Origin of the sequence: Comamonas halotolerans, assembly GCF_030162935.1 — a bacterium.
GTDB lineage: Bacteria > Pseudomonadota > Gammaproteobacteria > Burkholderiales > Burkholderiaceae_C > Comamonas > Comamonas halotolerans.
The window spans coordinates 207,017-222,660 of record NZ_JASAUZ010000001.1; the positions used below are offsets into that span (position 1 = coordinate 207,017).

General features: G+C 57.4%; 15 protein-coding genes. 12 read left to right on the forward strand and 3 right to left on the reverse strand.

What is annotated here, in order from left to right:
- Nucleotides 1-45: 45 nt before the first annotated feature.
- The 7 genes from QEP11_RS00920 (at nt 46) to bamC (ending at nt 7,609) form a co-directional block, all read left to right on the forward strand.
- Nucleotides 46-1,284, forward strand: a complete 1,239-nt coding sequence (locus QEP11_RS00920; RefSeq protein WP_284334677.1) for an MFS transporter — start codon at nt 46-48, stop codon at nt 1,282-1,284.
- A 12-nt stretch (nt 1,285-1,296) separates the two neighbouring features.
- Nucleotides 1,297-1,452, forward strand: coding sequence for a hypothetical protein (locus QEP11_RS00925; RefSeq protein WP_284334678.1), 156 nt, complete (start codon nt 1,297-1,299; stop codon nt 1,450-1,452).
- Between the two features lie 41 nt (nt 1,453-1,493).
- A complete protein-coding gene (locus QEP11_RS00930; RefSeq protein ID WP_284334679.1) occupies nt 1,494-2,306 on the forward strand; it encodes an SDR family oxidoreductase in 813 nt (270 codons plus the stop codon).
- A gap of 74 nt (nt 2,307-2,380) precedes the next feature.
- The gene (locus QEP11_RS00935; protein ID WP_284334680.1) at nt 2,381-2,950 is read left to right on the forward strand and encodes a class I SAM-dependent methyltransferase; all 570 of its coding nucleotides are present in this window, start codon (nt 2,381-2,383) and stop codon (nt 2,948-2,950) included.
- A gap of 192 nt (nt 2,951-3,142) precedes the next feature.
- Complete coding sequence (locus QEP11_RS00940) at nt 3,143-5,290, forward strand: DUF6630 family protein (RefSeq protein ID WP_284334681.1); 2,148 nt, start codon at nt 3,143-3,145, stop codon at nt 5,288-5,290.
- 262 nt (nt 5,291-5,552) lie between these two features.
- Nucleotides 5,553-6,449 (forward strand): 4-hydroxy-tetrahydrodipicolinate synthase, encoded by an 897-nt coding sequence (gene dapA / locus QEP11_RS00945; protein WP_284334682.1) that lies wholly within the window; start codon nt 5,553-5,555, stop codon nt 6,447-6,449.
- A 50-nt stretch (nt 6,450-6,499) separates the two neighbouring features.
- Entirely contained in the window at nt 6,500-7,609 is a 1,110-nt protein-coding gene (gene bamC, locus QEP11_RS00950; protein ID WP_284335187.1) for an outer membrane protein assembly factor BamC, read from the forward strand.
- Between the two features lie 233 nt (nt 7,610-7,842).
- On the opposite strand, the gene QEP11_RS00955 is transcribed toward bamC, so the two are convergent.
- The 3 genes from QEP11_RS00955 to QEP11_RS00965 form a co-directional block, all read right to left on the reverse strand.
- Nucleotides 7,843-8,196 (reverse strand): hypothetical protein, encoded by a 354-nt coding sequence (locus QEP11_RS00955; protein ID WP_284334683.1) that lies wholly within the window; start codon nt 8,194-8,196, stop codon nt 7,843-7,845.
- A gap of 178 nt (nt 8,197-8,374) precedes the next feature.
- Nucleotides 8,375-9,502 carry a cupin domain-containing protein gene (locus tag QEP11_RS00960; RefSeq protein WP_284334684.1) on the reverse strand — a complete coding sequence of 376 codons (1,128 nt, stop codon included), beginning with the start codon at nt 9,500-9,502 and terminating at the stop codon, nt 8,375-8,377.
- A 134-nt stretch (nt 9,503-9,636) separates the two neighbouring features.
- On the reverse strand, nt 9,637-10,593 hold the full coding sequence (locus tag QEP11_RS00965) for a helix-turn-helix domain-containing protein (protein WP_284334685.1): 957 nt from the start codon (nt 10,591-10,593) through the stop codon (nt 9,637-9,639).
- A 305-nt stretch (nt 10,594-10,898) separates the two neighbouring features.
- Between QEP11_RS00965 and QEP11_RS00970 the strand changes: the two genes are divergently transcribed.
- From QEP11_RS00970 to QEP11_RS00990, 5 genes are all read left to right on the forward strand, one after another.
- Nucleotides 10,899-12,350 (forward strand): aldehyde dehydrogenase, encoded by a 1,452-nt coding sequence (locus QEP11_RS00970; protein WP_284334686.1) that lies wholly within the window; start codon nt 10,899-10,901, stop codon nt 12,348-12,350.
- A 97-nt stretch (nt 12,351-12,447) separates the two neighbouring features.
- The gene (locus QEP11_RS00975) at nt 12,448-12,771 is read left to right on the forward strand and encodes a c-type cytochrome (RefSeq protein ID WP_284334687.1); all 324 of its coding nucleotides are present in this window, start codon (nt 12,448-12,450) and stop codon (nt 12,769-12,771) included.
- Between the two features lie 13 nt (nt 12,772-12,784).
- Nucleotides 12,785-13,288, forward strand: a complete 504-nt coding sequence (locus QEP11_RS00980) for a twin-arginine translocation signal domain-containing protein (RefSeq protein ID WP_284334688.1) — start codon at nt 12,785-12,787, stop codon at nt 13,286-13,288.
- Between the two features lie 17 nt (nt 13,289-13,305).
- A complete protein-coding gene (locus tag QEP11_RS00985) occupies nt 13,306-14,856 on the forward strand; it encodes an FAD-binding oxidoreductase (RefSeq protein ID WP_284334689.1) in 1,551 nt (516 codons plus the stop codon).
- 242 nt (nt 14,857-15,098) lie between these two features.
- Entirely contained in the window at nt 15,099-15,626 is a 528-nt protein-coding gene (locus tag QEP11_RS00990; RefSeq protein WP_284334691.1) for an FKBP-type peptidyl-prolyl cis-trans isomerase, read from the forward strand.
- Nucleotides 15,627-15,644: the final 18 nt, after the last annotated feature.

Below are 15,644 nucleotides of genomic sequence, written 5' to 3' on the forward strand. Positions count from 1 at the left end.
CGCAAGTTGCACCTATTACGAAATCATTTGGCTACATTGCTTGCCATGCAAAACAACACACAACAGACACCGACACTGCGCTTGCCCACTTTGCAAGTGCTGTTGTGCGGAGGCATGGTGGTGACGCTGGCCATGGGTATTCGCCACGGTTTTGGACTGTGGCTGCAACCCATCACCCAGGACATGGGCTGGACACGCGAGAGCTTTTCGCTGGCCATCGCCATACAAAACCTCTCCTGGGGCATTTTCGGCATTTTTGTGGGCATGATTGCCGACCGCATTGGTGCCTTCAAGGTGCTGATTGGTGGTTCCATCCTGTATGCCCTGGGGCTGGCTGGTATGGCACTGGCGCCCAGCACGCTGTGGTTTGCCATTTTTGCGGGCTTGGTCATTGGCGCAGCACAGGCCGGCACCACCTATGCCGTGGTCTACGGTGTGCTGGGAAGACAGATCCCGACAGAGCGACGCAGCTGGGCCATGGGAGTGACAGCGGCTGCCGGATCATTTGGTCAGTTTTTCATGGTTCCTGTGGAGGGCACCCTGATCAGCGCCTTTGGCTGGAGCAATGCGCTGCTGATTCTGGCAGTGCTGGTATTGCTTATCTGCGTGCTGGCCTTTGGCCTGCGCGAGCCCGGCTTTACGAGTGGCACCGCTCCCAAGCGGGAACAAACCATTGTGCAGGCGCTGAAAGAAGCCTGGACCAACCCCAGCTTCGTGCTGCTGACTGCGGGCTACTTTGTCTGTGGCTTTCAGGTAATGTTCATCGGCGTACATATGCCCAGTTACCTGAAAGACTTTGGCATGGCCCCCCACGTGGCGAGCATCGGACTGGCACTGGTGGGCTTGTTCAATATTTTCGGCACTTATCTGGCGGGCAATCTGGGCCAGAAATACCCTCAGCACAAACGCTATGTGCTCTCAGGCATTTATGGCATGCGCTCGGTGGTGACGGTGCTGTTCTTGCTGGCTCCGTTGTCGAACTGGTCGGTGTATCTGTACACAGCAGCCATGGGCTTTCTGTGGCTATCCACCGTGCCGCTGACCAATGCCACGATTGCACAAATCTTTGGCGTGCAACACCTGTCCATGCTGGGTGGTTTTGTCTTTTGCAGCCACCAGCTCGGCAGCTTCATGGGAGTGTGGCTGGGCGGTTACCTGTATGACCTGAGTGGCAACTACGATATGGTCTGGTACCTGTCGATTGCACTGGGCGTGTTTGCAGCATTGGTGAATCTGCCAGTGCGTGAAGCCCCTTTGCAGCGCAAACCTGCAGCGGCTGCGTAATATATGTGTCCCATGGCCTCCACCAACACCCCATCCCCCATGTTGCCCCTGTGGCTGCGACTTTTGGTCTGGGCGGTCGTTCTGGCTGCCCTGCTGGCGGTATTTGCCCTGTACACACAGCCCGAATTCATGCGCACACTGGCAGATCAGGTTTGGGCCTGCTTTTAAGCTGAGGGATTCTCCCCGGCGGCATGGCTGGGAGAGATGTTTTGCCTCGCATCATCATCACCGGCGCCTCGGATGGCATTGGCGCTGAAATGGCCCGCCAACTGGCACATACACACAAAAATCAAGCCCAACTGGTGCTGGCAGCACGCAATGCGGCCAACTTGCAAACAGTGGCTCTGGAGTGCCGCGCCGCTCAGGCGCAGGTACTGGTGGTGCCAACCGATGTTTCCGTGCAAGCCCAATGCAGGGCCTTGATGGTTCAGGCTGTGGACGCCTTCGGCGGCATTGATGTGCTGGTGAACAATGCCGGTGTTTCAGCACACGCCATGTTTGCAGAAGTAAGTGCCCAGAACCTGAAATGGTATGAAGACCTGATGCGTGTAAACCTGTGGGGCACCATCTGGTGCAGCCATGCCGCTTTACCCCACTTGCAGGCATCGCGGGGGCGTCTGGTTGGTGTGTCGTCACTGGCCGGTCTGGTTGGCGTGCCCGGACGCACCGCCTACAGTGCCAGCAAATTTGCCATGGCCGGTTTTCTGGAAGCCTTGCGCGCAGAACTCAAACCCACAGGCGTTAGTGTCACGACTGCATATCCCGGCGTAGTGGACACACGCATTCGCTACCATGGTTTCAATGCGCAAGGACAGGCAGCAGGTGTGAGCGCACTCAAAGAAGAAGGTGCCATGCCCGTGGCCGAGTGCGCACGCCTGATCATCAACGGCATGAACGCCCGCCAGCGCGAGGTCGTGATGACGGGCAAGGCCAAAGTGGGCCGCTTCATGAAACTGATCGCTCCAGGTCTGGTCGAAAACATGGCTTTGGCAGCGGTCAAAGACGAAAACCGACCACACTAGCCTGTACTACGAGACAGGCCATACATACCCTCGTCTGCATGGCAGGGACCATCGCTTGCCCTATAGTTGATTGCATGATCTGCGCTTCGACTACTTCGCTTGCCACTGCTACTGCAGCGCCCCCTTCTGAATGGATTCAACGCTTTGCTCACCTGCTTCCAGCACAGGCTCGGGTACTGGACGTTGCCTGTGGCAGCGGTCGCCATGCGGTCTATCTGACACAGCTAGGTCACCAGGTGACAGGTCTGGATCGCAACACTGAAGCGCTGGCACAGTTGCCCTCAGAAGTGACATCAATTGAAGCCGACATCGAAAACGGCCCATGGCCATTGGCGGGCCAACAGTTTGATGCGGTCATCGTCACCAACTACCTGTGGCGCGCTTTATGGCCGCGACTGCTGTCCAGCGTGCGTGAGGGGGGTGTTTTGCTTTATGAAACCTTTGCCCAAGGCAATGAGGTCTACGGCAAACCCTCGCGTCCAGACTTTCTGCTGGCCCCCGGCGAACTCCTGCAGGTTTGCGCTGGCTGGCACATCGTGGCTTATGAACATGGTATGCGCAGCCAGCCGGAGCGCGTGGTGCAGCGTATCGCAGCGATTCATCCTGACTCAGCTTCGATAGCTGCCTTCCCTATCCAGGCTTGAGCAGTATTCGACGGCTACAGACTCGTTGTTGCTTTTCTTTACGTTGAGCTGCGTGCACTTGCGATTTGCACTGCTGCGCCCGCGCTAATCTATGCGGCGGCAAACTTTGTCACCGTCTGCACCACCTCTGTCTTGTACTGCCAGCCGCAATGCCGCTGACACGTTTAGAGTTCAACCCTGCATTCTTTCCTCATGCCTCGCTACGCCCTGCTGCTTGCCCACGACGAACGCCCCAGCCCAACCACCGTATGGCCCTCACAAGCAGGCAGCAACTGTGACGGCTGGGCCGAATGGTTCAGCGCCACGCCACTGCTTTTTAGCGTATTGCTTGGCGATGCGCACCAGTTGCCGGAGTTGACGCCCTGCAGCGCCTACCAGGACAAGGAAAACCTTTCAGCTCTGGCTGCCCCTATGGACGCAGTCAAGACACGCTGGCAGTGGCTGAAAGCGCAGATGGAGCCCTTACCGGCCCACTGGCCGAACTCATTGCACAAACTGTGGCAAGAGATTGACGCCACCATTACCCAAAGCACACGCCAGTGGCTGCTGCTGGATTGCGCCACGCTATGCCCGCATGACTTCGACGAACCTGAGTTTTTGCTGTTTTTACAAGCGCTTCGTGATCAATGCCTTGCATGGGACTGCAGCAGCAATGACTTCCCCGAAGTGCTTCAAAAACTCAAGCAAGACCCCGTATCACAACTAGGATGGTGGAGCCCGTCGGTGATTGCGCGCACCGAGGTGGTAGAGCCTGATAGCGAAGAGAACTGGCCCGCATGGCTTGCCAACCACTACGAGCCCCGCTACCACAATGCCTGGGAAGAGGCTTTGGATGCCTATATGGTCATGCCCAAGCTGCACCCACGCACTGGTCGGCCTCCCCAAAACAAATCCGAGCGCGACGACTGGCCGATGGGGCTGGTCACGCCCTATGGCCGCTGGCTGCTACGCCCCATTGAGGGTGCCAGCATGGCCTTTGCCAGTGGCGACGCCATCAGCGTGCGCTACCCTGAAACCACGCCCGGCGAAGGCTGCAAGTCTGGCCTCAAAGACCTCAACGGCGTGTGGACCGTGCCGCCCAGCGCGGGCTACCGGGACGCCTACGCCATCACGCCCCATGTGATGGCCTGCAAGAGCACTGCCGACCCTGCCCGCGAAGACCTGCGCAGCCTGCCGGGGTTACAGTTGCTGCACGAAGCTGTCTCCCACGTAGAGTACGATGAAGAAGGTGATGGCGTGCTGCGTGCCGCAGCTGGCGACGACCTGGCACCGCAGGCGCTGATGCTCAACACCCACGGCCAGCCGCTGTTCGACAGCAGCCGCTATGAACGTGTGAACCCCTTCAACGCCAAGACCGGTCTGGCCGTGGCCCTCATACGCAGACCCTACACGGATGCGCATGGAGAGGAAAATTCGCACATCTATGAAGGTGTGCTGCACATCAGCGGCAAAGAAATTGTGCCCTGCGAGTTTGAGTTGATAGAGCGCGGGTTCAACAACTCCCCACCCAAAGTCTTCCCCGGCGGCAAGCTGCTGGCATTCACGCACGAGGGAAATCCACGCGTCTACAACACCCAAGGGAAACTGCTGGCCGCACCAGACATTTGGTGCGCGCCACTACACCGCAATGTGAAGAAAAACGAGTTGCTGGCATTCATGGGTGAGCGCCCGGATGCAGAGATGGGCATGTTCTCGCTCAAGGACTTCAGCTTCTCGCCCAGTGGTGAAACCTGGCAGGACTATTCCGATGCACTGCAAGGTGCCTTCAAGCGCTTGATCGAGCCCAGCGAGACCACCACGGTCACCCGCACGGCACTGATCGAGGGTGAGGATGCGCAGTGGATGCAGGCCATCACCCGCATTCTGTCGCTTGGCGATGAGACTGAAGCAGCACAGCTGCTGGAGCAATGGCGTGAATGCGTGGCCAACCCTGACCCCGATGATCTGGGCTGGGACAGCGACGAAGACGAGTTTGCCCCGGAACACATGGAGCTGCCTGCCGACGAAAACCTGCTCACGCTGTACTGGGTGCACCTGCAGGCCATTGCCACGCACTTTGCCCATATCGACTGGAAGAACAGCGACGCGCTGCGTGACAGCACCTGGCTGCCAGGTGCGCAGGATTGGTGCTGGGACCGCGCTGATGAAGGTGATGGCATCAGCGATGGCTTCGCCAGCCTGGCAGCACATCTGGAGCCACAGGGATTGAGCCTGCTGCACCTGGCCACCGATGATGATTCACGCCGTTTTGGCGTGGTACGCACCGAAGATGCGCAAGAGTTGCTGGAGCTGCTTGATCAGGCTGTGTGCCGTGCATGGCTGGAGCAAGCTGTCCATTGACTCTGCGCAGCCAGGCACTTGGTTGCGCGTTGACACAAAAAACGAGGCCACAAACTCTCTTCTCACGGAACTTGCTCTGCGCTGTAACAATCTACCTGGAACGGATAATGGAAAAGCACGATCCACTGTGCTTTTATTTGGATAGCATCTGTGTAAACAGGATGCTGGATTACGCTGGCTTTGGTCGCACCCTGTACAAATCACAGGTGGCAGGCGCAAGTACAGTCGTTAGAATGCACTTTTCCCGTTTTCTCTTGCGGTCATGACCACATCTACAGTCGCCTTGAAAGGCAGCATCGTTGCCCTTGTTACTCCCATGCATGAGGACGGTAGCGTCGACTACCCCAGCCTGCGCAAACTGATTGACTGGCATGTTGCCGAAGGCACCAACTGCATCGGCGTTGTGGGCACTACGGGCGAATCGCCCACCGTGAACGTGCAAGAACACTGCGAAATCATCCGAGTGTCGGTGGAACAGGCAGCAGGCCGTGTGCCTGTGATGGCTGGATGCGGTGCCAACAGCACCCACGAAGCCATTGAGCTGGCCAAGTACGCCAAGAGTGTCGGCGCTGATAGCCAGCTGCAAGTTGTGCCTTACTACAACAAGCCAACACAAGAAGGCCAATACCAACACTTCAAGGCGATTGCAGAAGCCGTGGGCGATCTGCCCATGATGCTCTACAACGTGCCCGGCCGCTCGGTGGCAGATATGCAGCACGACACCGTGTTGCGTCTGGCTCAGATTGACAGCATTTTTGGCATCAAGGAAGCCACCGGCAACATCGAACGAGCCCAGTGGCTGATTCGTGAAGTCCCCAAGGATTTTGGCGTGTACTCTGGCGATGACCCAACCGCAGTGGCTCTGATGCTGTGCGGCGGCCACGGCAATGTATCGGTGACTGCCAACGTTGCCCCCCGCCTGATGAGCGAGCTTTGCGCAGCAGCACTGGCTGGCGACACCAAGCGCGCCATGGAAATCCAGTTCAAGCTGATGCCCCTGCACAAGCAACTGTTTGTTGAAGCCAACCCTATCCCTGTGAAATGGGCCGTTTCGCGCATGGGCCACTGTGGTGGCACCTTGCGTCTGCCCATGACCGAATTGTCAGCCGCTCACCAGCCTGTGGTAGAAACCGCGCTGCGCAATGCGGGCCTGATCTAATCGCACTGCATTATTTGTCTTTGCATCACCCGAGGAATTTCCGAGTGAAAGTGACCCATACTACTGCCCGCTTAAGCCTGATCGGCTTGGCTGTTGCACTGTCTGCCTGCTCTGTGATTGAAGAGAGCAAGATCGACTACAAGAGCGCCAAGAAGGCCAGCACGCTGGAAGTCCCTCCAGACCTGACACAGCTGACCAAAGACACCCGTTACTCCGCCGCACCCGACCGCTCAGTATCGGCAGTGGCCCTGCAAGCCGGGCAAGCCCAAGTGCCGACGGTGGAACGTGCAGCCCCCTTGCAAGTGGGTGATGTCGAAATCATGCGCGATGGCGACAAACGCTGGTTGGTGGTCAACCGCCCCGTGGATCAACTGTGGGAGCCTACGCGCGAATTCTGGCTGGATCACGGCTTCAACCTGTCTCAAGAAAAGCCTGACCTGGGCATCATCGAGACCGATTGGGCTGAAAACCGTGCCAAGCTGCCGCAAGACTTCATCCGCTCTGCCCTGGGCAAGGTCTTTGACTCGCTGTACTCCACCAGTGAGCGTGACCGCTTCCGCACGCGCCTTGAGCGCCGCGCTGATGGCAAGACCGAAATCTACGTGACACACCGCGGCATGCAAGAGGTCTACAGCAACAGCGAAAAGGACTCTACCATCTGGCAACCTCGCGCTGCAGATCCTGAGCTGGAAACTGAATTCCTGCGCCGCCTGATGATCAAGCTTGGCACCACCGAAGAGCAGTCACGCGCTTTGGTTGCGGCAGACAAAGCCACCACCGCGCCCACTCTTGCAGCAGCCAAGGTTGCCACAGTGAACGGCCAGCCCGTTGTGCAGCTGGATGAGCCCTTTGACCGCGCATGGCGCCGTGTCGGCGTTGCACTGGACCGCACAGGCTTTACTGTCGAAGACCGTGACCGCTCCAAGGGTGTGTACTACGTACGTTACGTAGCTCCCAACCCTGAAATGGAAACCAAGAAAAAGGGCTGGTTCAGCGGCTGGTTCAGTTCCAAGCCAGAAAACAAGCCCGGCCAGTACCAGATCGCTGTTCGCAGTGAAGGCAACCAAACCCAGGTCTCCGTACTAGATGCCAAGGGCCAGCCTGAAGCTACGCAAGCAGCACAGCGTATCGTGCGCGTCATTGCGGATGATCTGAAGTAATCCTTCAGACCTCTTCATGAAAACCGCTCTGCTCATTCAGCGAGCGGTTTTTTATATGTAATTCCTGCTGTAAGCAACAATCAAATGCTGCGAAATGCCAAAACGCAGAGCTTGATGTCATGCAAGAAAGTACGTCAGCACAAAGACTCAGACAAAGAAAAACCCGCTGCGCATACACACAGCGGGTTTTTCTTTGCATCCTTTCCAGCCTAGGCTGAAAAGAGCGATTCGAATTACTTGGCAGCTTCGATAGCAGACTTCGCTTCTTCGGCAGCCTTGTCAGCTTCAGCCTTGGCAGCTTCAGCAGCCTTGTCAGCTTCTTCCTTGGCTGTATCAACAGCTTGCTCCACCTTCTCGGCAGCCTGGTTCACAGCTTCAGCAGCTTGCTCAGCTACGGGAGCAGCAGGGACTTCAGCAGCAGGGGCTGCTGGAGTCTCAGCAGCAGGAGCTGCGGGAGTCTCAACAGCAGGAGCTGCAGGTGTCTCAACAGCAGGAGCTGCAGGAGCCACAGGCGCATCTTGCTTGTCGCCGCAAGCGACCAGAGCGGCAGAAGCGATAACGGAAGCCAAGATGAAAGCGTTCTTCATATCAATACCTCAAAGGGTTGAAAAATGGTTGCAGTACCACGCCCATGCGTGATGAATCCGCCACCAGCGCTGATGCCCGAATAGGCATCTCATGTACATGCGCTGATCTCCCACTCTTAACGTCTGCATGGGCAGGACGGTTTACAAGTTGCCGAGAACCAAATTGTAACAAGATGATTTATTCGTTCACGCTCTCGGCCCAGCCAGCATCCACCCACTCGGACAGCAGCTCCAGGGCATCGTCACTGAACTGCTGTACTTCACGACGGCTCAGCACGCGTGCATCAGCCAGCTGCTGCATCAGCCTGGCGTCTTTACCACCGGCCAGATAGCTCTCGCCATTGATAAAAATGTGCTTGGCGTCATACATCATGCGCGTGCGCCGATTCAGGCGCACGCCTTCAATCATTGCATAGCCTTCAGCGGGCTCAAACCAGACGTTGGGCTTGGGGTCGGTCATGTATTCGCCCAAAGCACGCTCCAGAGCCAGGGGTTCAGCCAGTGCCTTCTTCAAGGCCTCACGCGCGAACTCGTACATGCCTTCCGGAATCAATCCAGGTGTTGCCACTGCAGCTTGCCTGGGGTCTTTGTAGACGACTTCCTTGGGGCACTCGTCCGGCGCATCCGACATGCGCAAGAAAATCTCACGAGCCATCTCATCTTGCTTGGGCGAACGGAAGCCCACCGAGTACGTCATGCACTCGCCTTCAGCAATGCCATCATGCGCCCACTTGGGCGGCAGATACAGCATGTCACCGGGCTCCAGTACAAATTCTTCTTCAGGTTCGAAGTTGGTCAGGATTTTCAGCGGTACCCCTTGCTGCAAAGTGAAATCCTTTTGACGACCAATGCGCCAGCGGCGCTTGCCATGGGCCTGGAGCAAAAACACGTCGTAGTTGTCAAAGTGCGGACCTACGCCGCCTTGATCGGTCGCAAAGCTGATCATCAGATCGTCCATGCGCGCATCAGGCACAAAGCGAAACTGCTGCAGCAAGGCATGCGCTTTCTCATTGTGCAAGTCCACGCCCTGCACCAGTGCTGTCCAGCCTTGCTTGGACAGCGAAGGGAAGCTGCGACGTGAGAAAGGCCCATGCGAGAGCTTCCATTCACCACCACCAAGCTGCTGGATCAGGCGCGACTCCACGCCATCTTCGCCAGCCATCGCCAGCAATTCAGCGCGGTTCAAGACAGGCTTGAAACCTGGGATAGCCTGTCGAATCAGCAGCGGCTTTTTGTGCCAGTACGTACGCATGAATTTCTCAGGCGAAATGCCGCCGAGCAGCGTCAAAGGTGCTTTGGTGTCCATGGATGAAGAAGCCTTAATCTGAAAACAGCCTCTATTGTCTTATTTCAGGCTGTCCACAGTTTGCAGTACCTCATCACAACCACAAAAGACATGCACTTTGACGCATGCAGCGTGCATGTTTTGCGCCTTTGGGCTTAGTGTGGAATGCGAATGGCACGAAACTCTCTGGGTGACATGCCTGTGTACGCCTTGAAAGCGCGGCTGAAATGCGCGCTGCTGCCAAAACCACAACCCATCGCAATATCGGTAATGGTGCGCTCCCTCAACTCAGGCAGCAACAATTCACGCATACATAGCTCCAGGCGACTTTGCTGAATAAAGTTGCCCAGGCTTTGGGGCTCGTCAGCAAAAGTATTGTGCAAATGGCGCTTGCTGCAATTGAGTGCTTGAGCCACCCCTTCAACAGATAGCGAAGAATCTCGCAAGTGGCTCACCACATAGCTGCGAATACGTTCTTTGAGCGCCAGTTGATGCGTATTCACATAGCTTTGTTCCGCCAGTTCCTGCAGCGACAAATGCACCATGTCTATCAGCAGCTCACCTGCGCGCAAAGCCATTTGAGGAGACATTGCGGTCAGCTCTTGGTAGACGCTGCGCATGGTCTCCAGTGCAATGCGTGCCATACCCGTACTGCCCCCTACATTACGCCCCATCAAGCCTTCCAGGCGAATGCCTCGATTCAAGATGGCTTGCTTGGGCAGCATGACAATGAGCAACTCCGACCAGCCAGGGTTGGCCACCTCGTACGAAACTGTGGTGTCATAAATCACCCAACTGCCATTGCGTGCGCTGGCCTGATGCCCACTTTGCAGTACCGACGCCTCTCCTTCCCAGGGAGCCACGATCTTCAGATAGCCCACTTCATTGGTGTGATCACCCTGCACACTGCGCATCACACGGTGGCGACTTGCCTCCAGTTTGGTCATCACCACGCTGCCAGCATGTTGCACACGCAAATGTCCTTCAAAGTTGGTGTCGCCATAGAGATCGCTACTCAACCCTGAGAACAGGCCTGCCATCCAGTCACTCCATGCCTGAGCGGCCTCTTGTCCGCTCAACCCATCTGTAGTGAGTGCCAGTCCATTGCTCATACCATCTCTCCTGCCAGCCCAAAATTATTGACAAGTGTTTGCGCTGGATTATGTCGATCGCACCTTTTCCAGCAACCGCATCATCTTTTTGCGCTTTCTCAAGGAGAAAAAGGGAAAACTCTAGACCGAGTGCACATTGAGTCAAATCAAAAGTGCACATTAGGTCGTGCACTTGCAACGCATCACTTTTACGCTTGCAGCAAGCTTTGTGCTACTTCTTATCTACAACAGGAATATGAGACTGTGCTGCAAGAGATCGCTTGCCAAATCTCTCGAGCACCCTTTCTGGATTCCCAGGAGACACCGTGATTGAACAAAAAATGCTGATTGGCGGCCAGGCCGTCACTGCCACCGGCAACGCCACATTTGATCGACTAAACCCGCTGGATGGGCAAGTGGCAACACGCGCCCCAGCGGCCACACCAGACGATGCCCGCGCTGCAGTCGATGCAGCAGCCAAGGCGTTTCCGGCATGGGCAGCCATGGGCCCTGCCGAGCGGCGCGCCATGTTGATGAAAGCCTCTCAAGCTTTGGCCGCCAAGGGCGATGCGTTCGCAGCCGCCATGGCGGCTGAAACCGGGGCTTCCGGCATCTGGGCAGGCTTTAACGTGCACCTGGCAGCCGATATGTTTCTTGAGGCTGCGTCGCTGACCACACAGATCAATGGACAGCTGATCCCTTCCAACATTCCCGGCAGCGTGGCCATGGCAGTACGCCAGCCCGCAGGCGTGGTGGTCGGCATCGCGCCATGGAATGCGCCCGTCATCCTGGCTGTGCGGGCAATTGCCACACCACTTGCTTGCGGCAACACCGTGGTGCTCAAGGGCTCTGAGCTGTGCCCTGCCACCCATGGCCTGATCATTGAAGCCTTGCAGGAATGCGGGCTGCCCGCAGGCGTGGTGAACTTTGTGACCAATGCCCCTGCCGATGCAGGCGCTGTGGTGGAGGCCATGATTGCCCACCCGGCTGTGCGCCGCGTGAACTTCACCGGCTCCACCCGCGTAGGTCGCATCATCGGCCAGACAGCGGCCAAACACCTCAAGCCTGCAATTTTGGAGCTGGGCGGCAAAGCCCCGTTCATCGTGCTGGACGATGCTGACATCGACGCAGCCGTGGCGGGCTGCACATTTGGTGCCTTTGCCAACTCGGGCCAAATCTGCATGTCGACCGAGCGCATCATTGTAGACAACAAAGTGGCCGATGAGTTCATCACCAAGCTAGTCGCACGCGCCCAGTCGCTGCCCCTTGGCGATCCACGCCATGGCCCTGTGGTACTGGGCTCTGTGGTGGACATGAACACTGTAAACAGAGTCAACGCGCTGATTGACGACGCACTGAGCAAAGGCGCAAAGCTGCTGTGCGGCGGCAAGGCCACCGACACCCTGATGCCCGCGACCTTGCTGGACCATGTCACGGCAGAAATGAACATCTTCTACGAAGAAACCTTTGCCCCCGTCAAAGCCATCGTGCGCGTCAACGATGTCGAGCAAGCCATTTTGGTAGCCAACGACAACGAGTTTGGCCTGTCCTCTGCCATCTACGGAAAAGACACCGCCCGAGCATGGCAAGTGGCTGCACGCATCGAGTCTGGTATCTGCCACATCAACGGTCCCACCGTGCACGACGAAGCGCAAATGCCATTTGGTGGCGTAAAGAGCTCTGGCTATGGCCATTTCGGTGGACAAGCCGGCATTGACGCCTTCACCGACACCCGCTGGATCACCATTCAGACAACCGAGCGCCACTACCCCTTCTGATCTAGCCACCCGCCATCGCCGCGCACTTCCGCCGCCTGCCTCACATGCAGGCTGGCGCTAGCCATCTCATCAAAAAACATACGACAGGAGAACCTCGTTGAAACACGCCACCAAGCTGACGCTGGCAGCCCTGCTGTCGGCCTTCAATTTTGCGGCTTCAGCCTCCGACCCGCAAAGCATTGGCGCTGGTCAGCGCTTTTTTGAAAAAACCTGCGCAAAGTGCCACACCGCTGATATCGGCCCCGAGCTGCGTGGCCGCCAGTTGCCCCCTGAATATTTTGTCGCCATCGCCCGCAATGGCCTGAACGCCATGCCCGCGTTCCGCATCACCGACATTGACGACACCACCTTGCTGGAAGTGGGTAAATACCTGTCGCAAACACCTGTGCCGACAGCCGCCACTCCAGCCATCCAACCATGAGCGGGAGTACGTGATGCAAACCGATCGTCGCACCCTTCTCAAGGGCTTGGCCGCAGCAGGACTGGCCGTCTCCGGCATTGGCTGGGCTCGAGCTTCAAACAGCAATGCCCGCACAACAGCTGACAGCACAGAAGTGCTGGCGGTGACTTCCAGCCTGCAAGCCAGCGCACTGGATGCCGCGTTTGTCGCAGGTGTACAGAATGCTGCCTGCAATGTCTCTCACACCGGACTGCAAGGCCTGGACAGCGCTGCGTTCACACGGCTTGGCAATTTGCTGGCCGACGGCCAGGAGACGCTGCTGGTGGGCCTGCTGGATGATGCCTGCGCCACCTTGGTGCTGGACCTGGTGCGCTCCGCTGGCGGCCGTGTGCTTGCCATGGACAACCACCGTATTGACCGCACCGCCACCGACTGGGCCCAGCATCTGGGTCAGTCGCTGGCCTCCGGCCAGACCTTCACCCCTTCCAGGATAGCCGCTGGCAGCGAAGCCCGCGTTTCTTTCCGCTGCGTGATTTAAGCAATAAGGAACAGACCATGACAAGCAAATACATGGCCCTTCCCAAGGGCATGAGCGAGAGCAGTTTTGATGCCGCCATCGCCAAGTTCAAACAAGCCCTGGGCGAAGACAATGTGATGATTCAGGACGAGCTGGTTCGCCCTTACACCAAGGTGATGATGGCCGTGCCTACCGAAGCGCACACTCCATCTGCTGTGGTCACAGCCACAACCGTCGAACAGGTGCAAGCCGTCGTCAAGATCTGCAACGAGCACAAAGTGCCCGTGTGGACGATCTCGACAGGCCGTAACTTCGGCTACGGCTCTGCGGCACCCGTCGAGCGCGGTCAGGTGATTCTGGATCTGCGCAAGATGAACAAGATCATCCACGTGGACCCCGAGCTGTGCACCGCCTTGGTCGAACCCGGCGTGACCTACCAGATGCTCTACGACTATCTGGAAGAAAACAAGATTCCGCTGATGCTGTCCTTTTCAGCACCTTCGGCGATTGCCGGCCCCCTAGGCAACACCATGGACCGCGGCGTGGGTTACACCCCTTATGGCGAACACTTCATGATGCAATGCGGCATGGAAGTGGTGATGGCCAACGGCGATGTCTACCGAACCGGTATGGGCGGCGTGAAGGGAGACAAAGCCTGGCAAGTGTTCAAGTGGGGCTATGGCCCAACGCTGGACGGCATGTTCACCCAATCCAACTACGGCATTTGTACCAAGATGGGCTTCTGGTTGATGCCCAAGCCCCCTGTCTTCAAACCATTGGAAATTCAGTTTGACGACGACAGCGATATCTCTGACATCGTGGAGTTCATCCGCCCCTTGCGCATTGCCCAGGTCATCCCCAACTCCGTGGTGATCGCAGGCATTCTGTGGGAGGCGTCCACCTGCAACACTCGCCGCACCGATTACACCACCGAGCCTGGCTACACCAGCGATGCCATCCTCAAGCAAATCCAGAAAGACAAGCACCTGGGGGCCTGGAATGTGTATGCCGCGCTGTACGGCACCAAGGAGCAAGTCGAAGTCAACTTCAACATTGTGCAAGAAGCACTCAAGAAGCTTGGCAAGGGCCGCCTGATCACGGAAGAGATGGCTGGCGACACCCAGCCTTTCAAATACCGTGCCCAACTCATGTCAGGCGTGCCCAACCTTCAGGAGTTTGGCCTGTACAACTGGCGTGGAGGCGGTGGCTCCATGTGGTTTGCACCTGTGTCGCAAGCGCGTGGCAGCGAATGCGACAAGCAAAAGTCGCTGGCCAAGAAGATTCTCAACAAACACGGTCTGGACTACGTGGGCGAATTCATCGTCGGCTGGCGCGATATGCACCACGTCATCGACGTGCTCTACGACCGCAGCAACGAAGAGGAAACCCAACGTGCCAATGCCTGCTTTGCAGAACTGCTGGACGAATTCGAGAAAGAAGGCTACGCCGTGTATCGCGTGAACACGGCCTTCCAGGAACGCGTGGCCCAAAGCTACGGTCCGGTCAAGCGGGATATTGAGCGCAAGATCAAGCGTGCGCTCGACCCCAACGGCATCCTGGCTCCCGGCAAGTGCGGTATTGACATTTAAGGCTTACGCCTCTCTGGCTCACACAAAAGCTGCCTGACGGGTCATGCCCTTCAGGCAGCTTTTCTCTTGCTGCTTAGCCGGCCAGTCAGCGTTGCAGGCCATGCAATGTCCCAAGCCACAGCCTCGTTTCAGCAGTCGTGGGAAAATTCATGGCAGTCGCACTGTGCATCTGGCTGCATTCCGCTGGATGTACGGTCTTTTCTTTCCCTTTTTCGCGGCATGAGCCGCAAAGACTGCAATTCATGGAAATCACCCCTCAATGCGTGGTCGCGCTGACCTGGACCCTCAAAGACACACTGGGCGATGATCTGGATGTGCTGAGCGAACCTGTAGAGTTTCTCGTCGGTGGTGACGACTTGCTCAAGCGCATTGAAGAAGCCTTGCAAGGCCATGTCTTGGGCGACAAGCTGCAGCTGCACCTTGAGCCCGAAGAGGCTTTTGGCGACTATGTGGACAGCCTGATCTTTTTGGAAAAGCGCGAGCTGTTCCCCAAAGAGCTGGAAGAAGGCATGACCTATGAAGGCTCCAGCCTGCCCAAGGGCTGCAACCCTGAAGCCCCCAAGGATGCGCTCTACACCGTGACCGATATCTACCCCGAGCATGTGGTGCTGGACGGCAACCACCCTCTGGCAGGTATTGCCCTGCGCATCGAGCTGAAGGTGGAAGCCGTGCGCGAAGCCACCGAAGAAGAGATTGGCCGTGGCAGCGCGGGCACGGGCTTTTTCCGCATTCAACCACCTGCTGTGCCCGGCAACACCACGCTGCACTAAGAGCCTCGTGCCTTAGAA